Annotated in this window: 13 protein-coding genes; 1 reads left to right on the forward strand and 12 read right to left on the reverse strand. The window is 45.1% G+C overall.

The window, feature by feature from the left end:
- Positions 1-56: 56 nt before the first annotated feature.
- The 5 genes from dnaX to IJ23_RS22115 form a co-directional block, all read right to left on the reverse strand.
- The gene (gene dnaX / locus IJ23_RS22095) at positions 57-2162 is read right to left on the reverse strand and encodes a DNA polymerase III subunit gamma/tau (protein WP_033907362.1); all 2106 of its coding nucleotides are present in this window, start codon (positions 2160-2162) and stop codon (positions 57-59) included.
- A gap of 8 nt (positions 2163-2170) precedes the next feature.
- Positions 2171-2716: an adenine phosphoribosyltransferase gene (gene apt, locus IJ23_RS22100; protein ID WP_005380615.1), complete on the reverse strand. Its 546-nt coding sequence runs from the start codon at positions 2714-2716 to the stop codon at positions 2171-2173.
- A gap of 162 nt (positions 2717-2878) precedes the next feature.
- Entirely contained in the window at positions 2879-3265 is a 387-nt protein-coding gene (locus IJ23_RS22105) for a YbaN family protein (RefSeq protein ID WP_080276930.1), read from the reverse strand.
- Positions 3266-3298: 33 nt separating this feature from the next.
- A complete protein-coding gene (locus IJ23_RS25730; protein ID WP_005380608.1) occupies positions 3299-3430 on the reverse strand; it encodes a hypothetical protein in 132 nt (43 codons plus the stop codon).
- A gap of 223 nt (positions 3431-3653) precedes the next feature.
- The gene (locus IJ23_RS22115) at positions 3654-4760 is read right to left on the reverse strand and encodes a response regulator (RefSeq protein ID WP_005380606.1); all 1107 of its coding nucleotides are present in this window, start codon (positions 4758-4760) and stop codon (positions 3654-3656) included.
- A gap of 289 nt (positions 4761-5049) precedes the next feature.
- Between IJ23_RS22115 and IJ23_RS22120 the strand changes: the two genes are divergently transcribed.
- Positions 5050-5925 (forward strand): LysR family transcriptional regulator, encoded by an 876-nt coding sequence (locus tag IJ23_RS22120; RefSeq protein ID WP_005384959.1) that lies wholly within the window; start codon positions 5050-5052, stop codon positions 5923-5925.
- Between the two features lie 65 nt (positions 5926-5990).
- Here IJ23_RS22120 and purF read toward each other — a convergent pair whose 3' ends face one another.
- The 7 genes from purF to IJ23_RS22155 all read right to left on the reverse strand — a co-directional run bounded on the left by purF (position 5991) and on the right by IJ23_RS22155 (position 16368).
- Positions 5991-7505, reverse strand: coding sequence for an amidophosphoribosyltransferase (gene purF, locus IJ23_RS22125; RefSeq protein WP_005380592.1), 1515 nt, complete (start codon positions 7503-7505; stop codon positions 5991-5993).
- A 36-nt stretch (positions 7506-7541) separates the two neighbouring features.
- Complete coding sequence (locus IJ23_RS22130) at positions 7542-8033, reverse strand: CvpA family protein (protein WP_005380590.1); 492 nt, start codon at positions 8031-8033, stop codon at positions 7542-7544.
- A 61-nt stretch (positions 8034-8094) separates the two neighbouring features.
- Entirely contained in the window at positions 8095-8688 is a 594-nt protein-coding gene (locus IJ23_RS22135) for an SPOR domain-containing protein (protein WP_005380588.1), read from the reverse strand.
- 14 nt (positions 8689-8702) lie between these two features.
- The gene (folC, locus tag IJ23_RS22140; RefSeq protein WP_033907364.1) at positions 8703-9965 is read right to left on the reverse strand and encodes a bifunctional tetrahydrofolate synthase/dihydrofolate synthase; all 1263 of its coding nucleotides are present in this window, start codon (positions 9963-9965) and stop codon (positions 8703-8705) included.
- 46 nt (positions 9966-10011) lie between these two features.
- Complete coding sequence (gene accD, locus IJ23_RS22145; RefSeq protein ID WP_005380583.1) at positions 10012-10938, reverse strand: acetyl-CoA carboxylase, carboxyltransferase subunit beta; 927 nt, start codon at positions 10936-10938, stop codon at positions 10012-10014.
- Between the two features lie 197 nt (positions 10939-11135).
- Positions 11136-11930 (reverse strand): tRNA pseudouridine(38-40) synthase TruA, encoded by a 795-nt coding sequence (truA, locus tag IJ23_RS22150; protein WP_033907367.1) that lies wholly within the window; start codon positions 11928-11930, stop codon positions 11136-11138.
- 142 nt (positions 11931-12072) lie between these two features.
- Positions 12073-16368, reverse strand: coding sequence for a FimV/HubP family polar landmark protein (locus IJ23_RS22155; RefSeq protein WP_033907369.1), 4296 nt, complete (start codon positions 16366-16368; stop codon positions 12073-12075).
- Positions 16369-16392: the final 24 nt, after the last annotated feature.

Consider the following 16392-nt stretch of genomic DNA (forward strand, 5'->3'; position numbering starts at 1 on the left):
TTGCATCAATTAATGGGGTTATACCTTTGGGTTTTCAACCCCATTCCATTCGATTATTAGATAGGGCGCACACTATCTTTATCAAGCTCTGCAGCAAAACGACGTTCAATAAATTGAACATTTGGATCGTTTTCTAAACTGTTCAGCGCTTGCTGTAATTTCTCTTGGTAGAGCCTATCTCTCAGTTCAAGTGGTGTTTCTCCACTCTCCCCTATTTCGATGCTCATGTGGCACTCTTCACCCAACACGGTATTAAGTGCTTTAAGCAATTCGGCTTGAGCTCTATCAGTATTCAAATGAGCTTGGCTGCTTCTCAATAGTAACGAAACGGTTGTTCCTTCCTTACTATAATGAGAGTTTAGCGCAAGTTGCTCTACCAGCTTAGGGATCTCCATTAAGCTGATTAGCTTCGCCCATTCATTATGTTCTAATGACTCATCGATGAGCTTTTGTGCCATTTCAGGCGTTTTCTCATGCTCAAGTGCCTGCTTGAGCTGCGTAGGTGTCAGTTTTGTATTTACTTTTGTCTCAACAGGCTTGCTTGGACGCCAGCGATACGCTTCCTCAACTTGTGGCTCCGTCGACTTCGGAGCTAAGTTTGGCGACACCTGCGCGGAATTGCCATGCAATTGCGCTACTCGGTCGATAACCGATTCTGGTTGTGCAGATGCCGCTTTAGGCTTTTTTGAGCCACCATTTTGAGGAGTATTCTGTTGTAGGCCTTGACGCTGAGAACGTAATTGGTGACGTAAACCGCTTAGACCACCGCGCGCTGGTGTTGAAACGCTCTCTTGCATTTGTTGAGGTGGCGTTTCATGCTGCGGCGCTGGGTTTTCACTCATCGGCGGCGCCATATCATACTGTGGTGGAACCGTCTCATATCCACTCGCTTGATACTCAGGTTGCGAACTGGATGAAGGTTGAGGCGCCACTTGTGGTGTGCTTTGTGCTGGACTCGGCTGTTGAGCTCGAGGGGCAGCTGCGGTCTGAACTGGCGCAGCCTTTGATTGACTGGCACTTTGAACTGGGGCTGAAGCTGATTCGCAGTTACTGGAAACAACATTTGCCCCACTGTTACTTGATGGGCGGAACGCCATCATACGCAGCACAATCATTTCCAGACCGACTCGCCCATTTGGCGAGAGAGTCAAATCTTCACGACCTTTCAATGCAATTTGGTAGTAAAGCTGAACGTCTTGCGGACTTAGTGCTTTACTCAACAACTCGATTTTTTCTGCATCTGGCTGCGCTCGGTCTAGCGACGCTGGCAGCGCTTGATACATCGCAATTCGATGAAGCTGTGTTGCGACTTGCTGCAACAAACCATCCCACTCAACACCATTTGCTGCTAATTGCTGGATTTTATCCATGGCTTGTTGAGGTTGCTTGCTGCTGATTGACTCTAGTAAGTGAATCGCTTGGTCGGTATCAATCGTCCCCAACATGTGGCTGACAATATCGGTTTGCACCGCACCGTTACCTAATGCAATTGCTTGATCAGTCAAGCTGAGAGCATCACGCATACTGCCATCTGCAGCATGTGAGATCATACCCAACGCTTTTGGCTCTGCTGAAACTTGCTCTTGACCTAGGATGTAATCAAGTTGCTGGTGAATCTCATCAACGCTGATTGGTTTCAGATGAAACTGAAGACAACGCGACAATATAGTGACAGGCAGCTTTTGTGGATCAGTTGTTGCGAGTAAGAACTTCACATACTCTGGCGGCTCTTCCAGGGTTTTCAACAACGCGTTGAAAGAGTGACGCGATAGCATGTGCACCTCATCGATGAGGTACACTTTAAAACGTCCACGAGCAGGTTTGTATTGAACGTTGTCTAACAGTTCACGAGTGTCTTCAACTTTAGTACGTGATGCTGCGTCGATTTCAAGAAGATCGACAAAGCGACCTTCATCAATTTCACGACAAGTATCACACTTACCACAAGGTGTCGCGGTAATGCCGGTTTCGCAGTTCAAGCCTTTGGCAAACAGCCTACCGATACTCGTTTTACCCACACCACGAGTCCCGCTGAACAGATAAGCATGGTGTAAACGGTTTTGCGCCAGTGCGTTTTCCAACGCCGTCAGGACATGTTTTTGTCCGACAACTTGGTCAAACTGATTAGGACGCCATTTTCGCGCTAAAGCTAAATAACTCATTGAATGTATTAATGTCCTTCAAAATCGCAGATGCTGTACACGTTTAGACCTAGTGCTTCTAAACGTTTATCGCCACCGATTTCTGGTAGGTTGATAACGAACGCAGCGTGCTCAACTTCACCACCCAGTTGGCGAATCAGCTTAGTCGTCGCTTCAATAGTACCGCCCGTTGCCAATAAATCGTCGACAACCAGTACTTTGTCGCCTTCAACGATGGCATCTGTATGGATTTCTAGTGTATCAACGCCGTATTCAAGCTCATAAGATTGAGCAACAGTAGGGCGTGGTAGCTTGCCTGGTTTACGCACTGGTACAAAACCAACACCTAGCTCAAGCGCTAAAGGCGCGCCAAATAGAAAGCCACGAGCTTCCGTACCCACAACCTTGGTAAAGCCCATATCTTTGTAACGTTCAACAAGTAAGTTGATCGTCGCTTGGTATGCTTTTGCGTCTTCAAGAAGGCTCGTCACATCACGAAATAGAATGCCTGGCTTTGGGTAGTCTTGGATGCTTTTGATGCTAGATTTGATCAGTGAAATTGTTTCTGTAGTCATAATACCGATTTACTTAGATTGGCTCATCGCCCTCTCTAATCGCAGTATCACGAGGGCAACGAACAATAGGTTTTCACCACTATGTGCTTATTTTCGTAAAAGTCACAGGCGCTGAAAATACAAACGCCCACTCGAAGAGCGGGCACACTATTCTCTACAATCTTAGTGATTTTCTTCTCGGTCAGCAACCAACTCAATCACAGGCAGACGCATAAACCAGCTGAGTAAAACGATTAGCATCACTAAAAGACCAATTTTTACCCAAACGAGGGGGACAACAACGATTGAAACCATGAAACTAAGCGCAATAAAAATCGCACCACGCTTTTTTACTTTTGAAGTAACAGCCCGATGCTTATGCCAATTGTCGAGAATGGGTCCAAACGTTTTGTGGTTATGTAACCATTGATGAAATGCGGGGCTACCACGCATAAAACATGCGCTAGCAAGCAAAATAAAAGGTGTGGTGGGTAACAGTGGAAGGGCTATGCCGGCTATGCCGAGCACAATACAGAGTCCACCAACAGTATTGAAAAAGTAACGCTTAATACGAATGGTGAACTCCGGTACAAAATAGCTAGATTAAAAGCCTGCGTAACCATTCATTACACGAAGCCAGGTTAGCGTTGCAGGAAGTGTTGGGATCAAAAGAACTGCAATAAAACCTAAAAAGTAAAAAATATTATAAGGCTCTTTAAAATCTTTGTCTGCCATGATGTGTCTTCTCACTAGTTGACTTTGCTTCTCCCAAGGCACAGCGTTAAATTATCGTTGCACAAATGGGTCATTATTGTTTTAAGCGCTGACTATACATTAAACAGCCAAATCTAAACACCAGCAAAAAGTAAGGTTATTAAACTAAACGTATGTTGTTTTGGTGGTTCTAAAAAGATAATAAGCAGCGTAAGGACGCTGCTTATTGGTTTGCAAGTCATAATTATACTAGTCGGGATTTCCGGGTAATACTTAAACTAAAACTTGAAGAACCTAAACACCCGATAGACAACTGTCCTGCAACACTAAGCGGTAAATCGCGGGTGATGAAGTTTTTCATACTTCCTCCCCCTAAACGGTTACCTGCTGCGATGTGTTGATTCGTATTTCCGTCAGACCAATGGCTATCTAAACCCGCAGGCAATATAGAGACCGAGGATGAAGCGAGGTCGGCGACACCAAACACAGCATTGACTGCACCCGCACACTCCGAACACTCAATTCCTTTTTCAATGATCCCTACCATGTCCTTGAGATCAGCACTGAAACTTTTCAAGTTACGGAGATAATCGTCAAACAATGCCCTAACGAGCAATGTCGTCGCAACTCCATCATTAGCTTGGGAAGCAGAATCAACGAGATAAAACGCAAATTGACCATTCATTAACCAACGATAATCGAAAACCAAGGGCATCACATCCGTCGATTGCAATAAACGGTACGAGCAGCGCCAATCTCCCTGAGCAGCATCCTTCTCTGGCAATAGCGCTTGCAGTAAATCTCTTGCCGCACTCGGATTCTGTTGTAAATATTCCAGATGCCAATACAGCTCTTGTTCATCTGGGATTTCACCACCATCATCAACTCTAAACCACTGACTTGAAAAGTCACGTTGTTCTGAGAAGTGACTATCGGTATCTTCTAGCGTATTCTCTATCGCCTGAGATAGGTGCTCATAATTACCTATCGGTTTAGGAAGAAAATCTTTAATACCAAATCGCAACGCTTTCGCGACATCGGACATTTCATCCGTGCCTGATACCACGATAAGCGGCATATATGGGTATTCGAGACTAACTTCTTCGACGAACTCGATACCATCTAAGACCGGCATCGATAAATCACATAAGATAAGATCGGGTTGGCATTCCCTGAGTTGTTGAAGCGCTTCTAGGCCGTTTTCTGCTTCTACTACTTTAAAACCCTGACTTTCTAAATAGGCATTGGTTACTTTACGAAATATTGGATCATCGTCCACCAACATTATTAGTTTTTGATTAATCACTTCCTGTGCCGAGACCATTGCCGTTTGACTGTGAGTCTTAAACATACCTTTATACCTCACAAAGCTCAGTCAAAAAAACAGATTTATTATTAAGTCATTATTTTTGTTGTGTTTACTTCCAGCAAAACGTGTCACAGCAAGACCTGAGGCCGCTTCGCCTTGTTATAAAACTTAGCTCGGAAACTGCATTAATACAAATATTACGGCGTATAACAGTATTTACTCAAACAGGGTTGCTGTGTTCAAATGATGCAACATGTTGACTTAAAGCAAGCTTTGATCACAAAGTTAATTATAAATTAACCGTAATCGGTAATTTAATGTGTCTGGAAATATGAAATTAGATGACTTAAACCTGTTTCGACTGGTTGTCGAAAATGGGAGCTACACCGCAACTTCGCGAAAAACCATGATCCCGGTTGCGACCATCACCCGACGCATTCAAGCGCTAGAAGACTCTGTCAATCTTCGACTATTGAACCGTCATGCTCGCAAACTCTCGCTCACTGAAGCAGGGGAACGTTTTTACCATGAGTGCTCTCCTTTACTACAAAGGCTAACAACCGCAGCAGAGGAAATCACTGACGACTGCCGAGGAGCATCCGGCAAGATTAAGATATCCGCGCCTTACAACTTAACTAAACGAATGATGATGCCGATGTTCAACAGCTTTATGAAGCAGTACCCGGACATCAACATTGAGCTAACGACAGAGAATAATGCGGACAAGCTTGACCCTACTGAATGGGATGTAATTTTTCGAGTGGGACCTCAACGCGACTCTAGCCTCATCGCGCGTAAGATTGGCGAAGTGAAGGATATTCTCGTTGCAAGCCCTGACTATCTAACCTCGAATCCTGCGCCACATCATGCAGAAGAGCTCTCTAACCATTCATTGCTAAAAGGGTACCCGCTTATTAAGTGGACCTTGATTAATAGTAAAGGCGAGTCTGTGGTGAATGTTGACCGTGGTCGTTTTCAAGCAAACGCGCTCAATGTGGTGCGCAGCGCTTGTTCCGAAGGTTTAGGCATCACACTAATGCCAGATGTCATGATCAAAGAGTACATCGAGAGCGGCGATTTGGTACGCGTACTGCCAGATTGGAGTGCAAACCCGCGCGACATTTATATGCTTTACAACCACAAAGATCACCTGCCAGAGAAAGTTCGCCTCTTTATTGACTTTGTGATCGCTTATAACATTCACTAATTAGATAGCGAAAACAAAAACCAGAGCCGAAGCTCTGGTTTTTTTACGACTTAAGAAAGCGCATCCTATGCGCCTTCGTTATGAAGCTCTAGGTTTGCTAAGTCCTGTTGGATTTCAAGTTGTGTTTTCGCATCATCGTTACGAAGACCATCTAAAAAATCTAGGTATTGTTGGTCGATATCACCCGTTACGTATTCACCGTTAAACACGGAAGTATCGAACTGAGTAATGTCTTGATTTCCAAGACCTACAGCTTCTACCAAATCTTCTAGACGTTGATAAATAAGCGCATCGGCACCAATCTGCTTACAAATTGTATCGTTGTCACGGCCATGGGCAATAAGCTCTGTAGCACTTGGCATATCAATGCCGTATACGTTCGGGAAACGAACTTCAGGAGCCGCTGAGACCATGTACACTTTCTTGGCACCAGAATCACGAGCCATCTCAATAATCTGCTCTGACGTTGTACCTCGAACAATAGAGTCATCCACCAGCAACACATTCTTACCTTTGAATTCCGAACGAATAGCATTCAACTTGCGACGTACTGATTTCTTACGTTGTTGCTGGCCAGGCATGATAAACGTACGTCCAACATAACGGTTTTTCACGAAACCCTGGCGATAAGGGATATCGATCGCTTGAGCGATTTGCAGTGCAATGTCGCAAGACGTTTCAGGGATAGGAATGACAACATCGATATCAAGGTTTGCGTAATCTTCACGAATACGTTCGCCCAGCTTTTTACCCATTTCAACGCGAGCACTGTATACCGAAATTTTATCGATGAACGAATCTGGACGAGCAAAGTACACGAACTCGAAAATACAAGGGTTCAGCTTAGGATTATCTGCACACTGCTTCGTGTAAAGCTCACCGTCAAACGTTGCGTAAATCGCTTCACCAGGTGCAACATCACGGACGAAATCAAAACCGACCGCATCCAATGCCACCGATTCAGACGCAACCATGTACTCTGCTCTGCCGTTAACTTCACGCTTACCTAAACAGAGCGGGCGAATACCGTGTGGGTCACGAAATGCAATCATACCATGACCAATGATCATGGCGGTCACAGCATAAGCACCGCGAATTGTGCGATGAACATTGGTAACTGCGCGGAATACGTCTTCGGTCGTGACATTTCCTTTTACTGAGTCAATTTCGTGCGCCAGTACATTTAGTAATACTTCAGAGTCTGAAGTGGTATTGATATGACGGCGATCTTTTTCAAACAGCTTCTGACGAACTTCGTTAGCGTTAGTCAAGTTACCGTTGTGGGCAAGTGTAATACCGAAAGGAGAGTTTACGTAGAAAGGTTGAGCTTCTGAAGCGCTTGAACTGCCTGCTGTAGGGTAACGAACATGACCAATTCCGACCTCGCCTTGCAGGCGTTGCATGTGTCTTGCTTCAAATACATCCTTGACTAAACCGTTCGCCTTACGCAGACGAAAACGATTGCTTTCTATGGTACAAATACCAGCGGCATCTTGGCCACGATGCTGTAACACCGTTAACGCGTCATAAATAGACTGGTTTACAGGCGTTGTGCCCACGATTCCAACAATACCACACATGTCCTAATCCTCGATTTGCGACAGTAGCTGGCACTACTAGATAGTGCCAGACAGAAAACTTGATGTTGCTTGTAAATGCTCGAAGAATGGGGCGATGATACGGCTGAACTCAGGGATCAACTGTGAATCTTTCCACCAATCCGAGCTTGGGAATGCAGTAAACGCATCCATAAAAAACAGCACCGCAGAAACAATTAAGACTCCGCGTAGACCACCAAATACAATCCCGAGAATTCGGTCCGTACCTGATAGCCCTGTTTTTTGTACCAGTTGACCAATGACGTAATTCACCACTGCACCAACTACCAAGGTTGCGACAAATAACGCCGCGATCGCCGCTCCGTTACGAAACATATCATCTTCGATGTTGGTGAAGTACACCGCCAATTTGGCATAGTAATTACTGGAGATAAAAAACGCTCCGAACCAAATCACCAAAGACAAAGCTTCTTTAGCAAAACCGCGAACTAAACTGATCAGAGCTGAAAATCCGATCACACCTAAAATGATAAAATCTATCCAATTCATCTTTTCTTCATCTTAAGTTGGCGCGCATTTTAACAGAAAAAATGCTGACGCAAACGTTTTCTTATGGATTTAATGGCTTAAATTTAAGCAATTGACCTTTTGAACCTGTAATTTTTTGTAATTCTTGAACTTGTCGTTCAAGTTTACTTTTTGACACATCAGGGCCAACAATCACTCTCGTAAACTCGTTTTCTTTCTTTGTGTGAGCTTGATAACCACGCTTTTGCAAATCCGCGACAAGCGCGACAGCATTTTCGTGATTCTTAAGTGCCATCAACTGAATGATCCAAGCTGAATCTTCATATTGATTTTTCTCTTGAACAGGACGAGTGACGACCTCAACTTGCTCTGGTTGTTTGATGACCTCAGGTTTAGATGTTGGCACTGGCTCGGGCTCAGAAACGGCTACTTGAGCATCCTCACGTTCTTGCACTACAGCTTCAACCGGAGAATCCGGTAACGTAATGTCGTCTTCCACTGGCTCTAGTATTTCGAAGTTTTCCACATCACTATCAAGTTCTGGTTTGATAGGAATACTGGCAAATTCTTCTTTGTAGTGCAGTTTCTTACCATCTAGCACATCGGGAAGAACAATGACTCCGACTGCGACTAGAATGATGGTGCCGACTAAACGACTTTGGAATTTACTTGCCATCAAAATACCTTTACTTATTTATTATTTGATTGCCAATGTTCCAATACCTCTCCGACGGTATGGAATGAGCCAACCACCAGAATAACGTCTCCTGTCTTTGCGTGGCTTCTCGCACTCTCGAAGGCGTCAACAGGGTTTTCAAAATGAACTTGCCCATCAGGTAAGTATTGGCACAATTCATCAGCGGTCGCCGCTCTCGGTCCAGTAAGCGACGCTGGATACCATTGTGTTGCAACTGGAGTTAGAGCTTCAATGGTTGCTTTAATGTCCTTGTCATGCAGCATTGCAACCACAATATGGATATTCTTACCCAGATATTGTTGCTTCACTCTCTCTACCAAATACTCAGCAGAGTGCGGGTTATGAGCGACATCAAGGACTATTTCAGGTTCGTGATGCAGTACTTGCATACGCCCCGCCAAACGCGCATTATTCAAGCCATTGACAATATTTATGTCAGTGATTTGCAATTCCGAAGCCCCTAGTGCCATCAGTGCAGTGGCTGCATTTTGTAATGGTAGCGATGGGATTGGTAAATCCTCTAACTCAAATGCCCCACTGCTCCATTTCCAACCATTATCAGTTAGTTGGTAATCGTACTGAATACCTACTTGGAAGAACTCAGAACCAATATCGTCAGCATGAGCCGCCACGGTCGCTGGTGGCGTCGGTTGACCACAAATTGCTGGCTTCCCTGAACGGTAAATGCCCGCTTTTTCAAAACCAATAACATTGATGTCATCACCAAGCCAATCCACATGATCGATCGCTAAGCTCGTAATAACAGAAACATCATGGTCAACAACGTTAGTGGCGTCTAGACGGCCGCCAAGTCCTACTTCAAGTAAGACAACATCAACTTTCTCTACTTGGAAAATACGTAGCGCAGCAAGCGTACCGAATTCAAAGAGGCTAAGGCTAACATCACCACGCTGCTTTTCTACATAATCGAATGCTTTACAGTGCTTTGCATCTACAACGTCAACGCCATTAATGCGTACACGCTCGTTGTAACGAATCAGGTGCGGAGAACTGTAAACACCGACTGAATAGCCAGCATCAAGTAAAATGGCTTCCATTAACGCACACGTTGAGCCTTTGCCATTGGTTCCGGCAACGGTGATTACGGTTGGAGCTGGTTTGGTAAGATTGGCTTTGTTTGCTACCGCTTGGACACGGTCTAAGCCTAGATCAATTGCTGAGGAATGAATATTTGCTAAATAATCAAGCCACATCTCTAATGAAGATGTGGCTTGAGGAGTTGGGTTTTGGGTCATCTAACTTTAACCATTAAATTCTTTGGTTTTTATGTTAGTTGATACTTTACCCTTTTTCGTCCGCTTCTGGTACAGAATATGGCTCTTCATTTGGAGATTCGTTAACCGAAACCACCAAAGGAGACTTGTGGTTAGTCATCTTAGCGATAAGACCACCCACACGCTGACGCATTTCACGACGGTCAACGATCATATCAATAGCACCGTGATCAAGTAGGAACTCACTACGCTGGAAACCTTCAGGAAGATCTTCACGTACAGTTTGCTCGATTACACGACGACCAGCAAAGCCAATGAGGGCCTTAGGTTCACCGATGTTGATATCACCCAACATAGCCAAACTTGCTGATACACCACCCATTGTAGGGTCAGTTAGAACAGAAATAAACGGCAGACCTTTTTCTGATAAACGCTCAAGCGCAGCACTGGTTTTTGCCATTTGCATAAGAGACATTAAAGCCTCTTGCATACGAGCACCACCACTTGCTGAGAAACAAACAAGCGCACAGTTATTTTCAATGGCTGCATCCACTGCTTTCACAAAGCGAGCACCAACGACTGAACCCATTGAACCACCCATGAAGGAGAATTCAAACGCACACGCCACAAGCGGCAGACCAAGCAATTCACCCTGCATCACAACTAGCGCATCTTTCTCACCGCTGTTTTTTTGTGCAGCAGAGATACGCTCTTTGTATCGCTTAGAATCTTTAAATTTCAGTTTATCCTGTGGCTCAAGTTCAGAACCTAATTCAACTCGATTACCTTCATCTAAAAATGTTTCCAAACGACGACGCGCTTTCATACGCATGTGATGGTTACACTTTGGACAAACTTCTAAGTTACGCTCTAGCTCTGCATGGTATAAAACCTGTTCACAAGAGGTACATTTAGTCCACACACCTTCTGGGATAGAAGCTTTGCGTGAACTTACTAGATTGCTTTTCTCTAAAATCTTTTCAAGCCAACTCATGGAAGACCTTTTCTCTCAACTCTTCCGCTTCATTGCGAAAGATATAAATTCGACATAATACCGACGGATTAAACCATATCTTGCAGCTACTGTAGATAAAAAACTGGTTGTACCTATTTTTGATATCGTAAATAGCGTATGTTTTCCGTTCACATTCAATGTAAACACTACCGATATTTTGAAATAAGTTTGTAAAATTAGTTCAAATTATCTGGTAAAAACAGTGGACCGATCGGCACTTCAGGTAACCCAAACTCTTCTGGGTAGTCTACATCTACCAGGTACAGACCTTCCGCTTTCGCTGTCGCACCCGCTAGTTTGCGATCTTTGGCGTCTAATAACCACTTGATCCATTCTGGACTCTCTTCGCCACGTCCAACTTTTATCAAGCTACCCGTGATATTACGAACCATATGATGCACGAACGCATTGGCTTTAATATCAATAACCACATAGTTTCCATGGCGCGTAACGTTCAGATGCATCAAGTTTCGAAATGGACTGCGAGACTGACAATGCGCCGCGCGAAACGACGTAAAATCATTTTCGCCGAGTAGGAACTGCCCTGCTTCATGCATTTTTTTCTCGTCGAGCTCACCATGATAGTGACTAACCCCCGAGTTTAAGATGCCTGGACGTAAAGCATGATTGAAAATAATGTAACGATAACGGCGCGCTGTCGCTGAGAATCTTGCATGGAAATCATCTGAAACTTCTTGAGCCCAACGAACCGCTATATCGCTCGGCATGTTCGCGTTTGCGCCCATGGTCCAAGCTACCATTTTTCGAGTAACGTTGGTATCAAAGTGCACAACTTGTCCCGTGCCATGCACGCCTGCGTCTGTCCGACCAGCGCACTGAACTTCAACTGGGTGATTAGCGACGACGGACAATGCTTTCTCTAGCTCTTCTTGGACACTTTTCACTTCTCTTTGGCGCTGCCAACCAAAGTAGTTTGTACCGTTGTACTCGATACCTAATGCGATTCTCATCTTAACCTTCGAACTCTAAAATGGGGCGGGAAGTATATACTCAAGTCACCTCAAGTTGCCAGCTTCACCAAGGGTGACATAAAGGTAGCATCATACTAACGGGACACAAAAAGGGTAGCAAACGCTACCCTTTTGTTTCGGTTTATCGGCCATTAATGGCGTCAATCAGGCTTTTTGCTTCGCGGCGAATATCATCCTCACCGTAAACAATCGCCTCTTCTAGTAGTTTAATCGCCCCTTGAGAATCGTTCATCTCGAGATAGATTTTAGCCAAATCCAGTTTCCCAGCCGCTTCAGCATTGCTATCTACGTCAATATCGCCGATCTCACCGATAACATCTGGAAACTCGTTCAATCCGACATCGAGCTTAAGGTCTTCTTCTTCGAACTCACCACCTTCTCTGTCGACCTGAGCCATCAATTCATCAATCGTCATAAATTGATTTTTCTTCGGGTCGAAGTCATCCAAGTCGCTTTGCTCTGCCCAGTTTTCTTGCGCGATCTCTGGCTGACTTAGTGCATCACTCGAATTCCAAACATCACGCTGGTCCTCAGGCACTTCTTCAGTAGAACTTACGTTATCAGCAGCGGGTTTAAAGCCATCCCAATCATCTCCAACATCAAGCATGGTTTCAAAATCCATACCTGCACTTGCGATGGTGTCACTGTCTAGTTTACCTTCAAATACTTCTGAGTTTGCGTCTTCCGCAAGAAGGTTAGCCATTGATGATTCATCATCCAAATTACTGAGCGGCTCACCCTCTGTCGCTGTTGGCTGCACTTTTGGGTCAGTATCAAAGCCGTTTTGCTGCGCAAATACTTCAAACAAAGCATCATGATCGTTATCGGCTTGAATAGCTGGTCTCGATGTCTCTGCTTCAACCTTAGGGCTCTCTGGCGCACCCTCGTTCATTGACGCGAGAACATCTTCCTCATTGAACTCTGGAAGATCTTGGTCGTCAAAACTTAACTCTTCATCCTCACCGGAGATTGGTTCTATATCTGCAGTCTCAGAGCTCGGTAATTCTGGCTCTTCTTCCATCGACGCCAAGGCATCTTCTTCGCTGAACTCTGGCAAATCGAGCTCATCAAAATTGAACTCTTCTTCGGACTCAGCTGGCAAGTCGGCTTCAACCTGTTCTGGCTCAACGGACTCGGACGTTTCTAACGCAGGTTCGCCAGCCATAGACGCCAGTGCATCTTCTTCACTGAACTCTGGCAAATCGAGCTCATCAAAATTGAACTCTTCTTCGGACTCAGTTGGCAAGTCGGCTTCAACTTGTTCTGGCTCAACGGACTCGGACGTTTCTAACGCAGGTTCGCCAGCCATAGACGCCAATGCGTCGTCTTCACTAAACTCAGGAAGATCCAGCTCGTCAAAATTGAACTCTTCTTCGGACTCAGCTGACAAGTCGGCTTCAACTTGTTCTGGCTTAACGGACTCGGACGTTTCTAACGTAGGTTCGCCAGCCATAGACGCCAGTGCATCTTCTTCACTGAACTCTGGCAAATCGAGCTCATCAAAATTGAACTCTTTTTCGGACTCGGTTGGTAAGTCAGCTTCGACTTGATCTGGTTTAACGGACTCGGACGTTTCTAACGCAGGTTCGCCAGCCATGGACGCCAGGGCATCTTCTTCACTGAATTCTGGAAGATCCAGCTCGTCAAAATTGAACTCTTCTTCGGACTCAGCTGGCAAGTCGGCTTCAATTTGTTCTGGTTCAACGGACTCGGACGTTTCTAACGCAGGTTCGCCAGCCATAGATGCTAGAGCATCTTCTTCGCTGAATTCTGGAAGATCTAGCTCATCAAAATTGAATTCTTCTTCTGAATCGTTGGTCGACTCAGTTTCCGGCTCCAATTCAGGCTCATCCAGTAGCCAATCTTCTTCTTGTGGAACACCGAATTCATTTTCTATTGTATTTGGTGTCGGCGTGAAGGCTGGAATGTCTTCCTCTTGCTCAACGTGAGGCTGTACCTCAGCACCGGACTCCACGGATGGTTCTTGTGTTGAATCAGTATCGGTAGCCTCTTGTTGTAGTGATGAAGCTTCCTCTATCTCCGTTTGTGTTTTTTCAACTTGCTGCGGTAAATCGTCTTCACTATCAAATAGAGCGTCAAGTTCAGCAGAAAAATCCGCTTTTTCTTGTTCTGTTGGCAGAAGTTCTTCACTGTCTGACTCAAATAGGTCGTCTAGCTCGCTCATTAAAGGATCATTCTCTGGTGAGAGGTCCTCTAAATCACCAAGAAATTCATCGCTGCTAAATGGCTCTGAAGCAGCCTCTGGCTCGGTTAATGGTTGCTCTTTTGCAGCTTGTTGCGTGTCTGGTTGGCTTTCACTTAATAAAGCGTCGATGTCCAATCCAGACTCAATGTCCTGATCTTCATGAGTTTGTTCTGACTCAACTACGGAAGATGGCTTTTCGTCGGCGTCTGGCTCACCAAAACCAAGTGATTTCAGTAACTCTTCCTCTTCCGATTTATTCTGCTCTGGGCTCTCGTCCTCTCGAATCAGATCATCAAACGGATCTAAATCAGCTTCAGTCTCTTCATCAAGTTCAGAGGTAACATCATCAATGAGTTCATCCAGTAAGTCTGTGCTATCTGCGTCTAACTCTTCGATCGAGTCATCACCTTCAAAACCAGAGATTGCTTCTAGCTCGTTTAGTGGATCAAACTCGTCTGTGTCATCTTCATCAAAATCAATGAGTTCATCGAGTAGCTCTGTACTGTTTTCATCTAGAACAGGACCTTCATTGGCGTCAGCTTCTCGAACTTCCGATTCGCTAGCCGGTTGTTCATACTGGGCCAATAGCTTATCGATATCGTCGTCAGATGCCTCTCCTACACTAAAGTCATCATCCGACACAGGCTGTTTTAACTCAGGCTCATCAGTATCTAAATCGAAGTCATCGTTGCCAAGTTCAGCAAACAAGTCATCAAGCATATCCTGGTCGACAGTGTCACTTGGTAACTCTTCTGACGGCTCATCGGCTGCAAGTAACTCGGCAAATGCGTCGTCTGAAAGCGAGTCTGATTTCTCATTCGTATCATCCGAAAGATCGAAGCCAGACTCATCGTCATCGAGCACTTCTAGTTCTGGAGCAACCTCATCTAAGGCTCGCTCCATTTCTTCTAAACCAAGCGCTTTTTCTTCGCCGTTGACTTGGATACCATTGTTCGATGATTCAAACTCATCCAGACCAACATCTAGGTCGCCGTCATCGCCAATATCTGCAAATGGGTCATCGTCCCCTTCCAGATTGAAATCAAGTTCTTCATCGTCGAGGTTAGCAAAGACGTCTTCTTCTAAATCTGACTTCTCTTCTTGTAAAGACTGTGTGTTGATATCTTCATCTGCAAACAATTCATCATCAAGCGTGAGCTCTTCATCAAGCTCATCCGCCGCCGCTAAACCGATTGGCGCCGCAAGAGGATCAACGTTTTGCTGTTCCTGTGCAGCCGCATCTTCCTCTTTCGCTTTAGAGCGTCGACCAAGAAGCATAACAACTAGCAACGCAATCAAAGCACCAGGAATTAATGCCGCAAGACCAACAAGCCAACCATTCGACAAAATTTTGTCCATGGTGCTTGGTTGCATGCGTTGTTGTTCAGCAAGGCGCTGGCGTTCTTCAGCAAGCAGCTTCTCGACTTCTGAGCGAATGCGTTCTTCGTCATTCAGCTCGCTTTTCAAAGTTTCGACTTCGCTTTGCACTTCTGACAGCATCAATCGAAGACGATGGTTCTTCTCTTCTAATGAGTCTAATTCACTTTGTGAGCCTTGAAGTTTGTCCTTTAGCGCACTGACCTGCTTTTCACCCTGCGGAGAGGTGGTTACTGGTGGCGCAGGGATGACGGGTATTGTTTTCGGAGTTGGTTTTGGCTCCTTTGCTGCCACTGTCTCTGGCTTAGTCGCAGGCTTGGGTTCTACTTTAATTTGTGGCTTTGGTTGTTCGGTGACTCGTTGTGCTGGCGTCGCTCTATTTGTCGGCTTCGGCTGTTTTAACTTAGCTTCATGCGCCTTCATAATCGCAACAGCTTGCGCTGTGGTCGCGCTTTGCACTTGCTCTAGAGAAGGTACTCGTAGCCGACTCCCTGGGATCAATTCATGAATGTTTTGGTTCTCAAACGCTTGAGGGTTAATTCGGTAAATGGCAAGAAGCGTTTGTTGAACGGTAACACCGCGTGAAGGTCGTAATTCTGAAGCGATCGACCATAGTGTTTGATTTTCACCAGTCGGACCAAAGAAACGTGACGGTTGAGTATTCGCAGGAGGAGCAGGTAATGCTCGCTCAATATCTTCAGCATAGCTTGGAGATGATTGCACTTCACCAGACGGTCCAACAAGACGAATTCCTTCGGCTTGAACCACTGATGATGTCTGAGTCGCGCTCATCAACACAAGGGCTGCTAACAAACGCTTATAATTTTGACGCATAGAAGGCTCAGTTTTGTGCTAGAT

Source organism: Vibrio sp. OY15 (assembly GCF_000742455.1).
GTDB lineage: Bacteria > Pseudomonadota > Gammaproteobacteria > Enterobacterales > Vibrionaceae > Vibrio > Vibrio alginolyticus.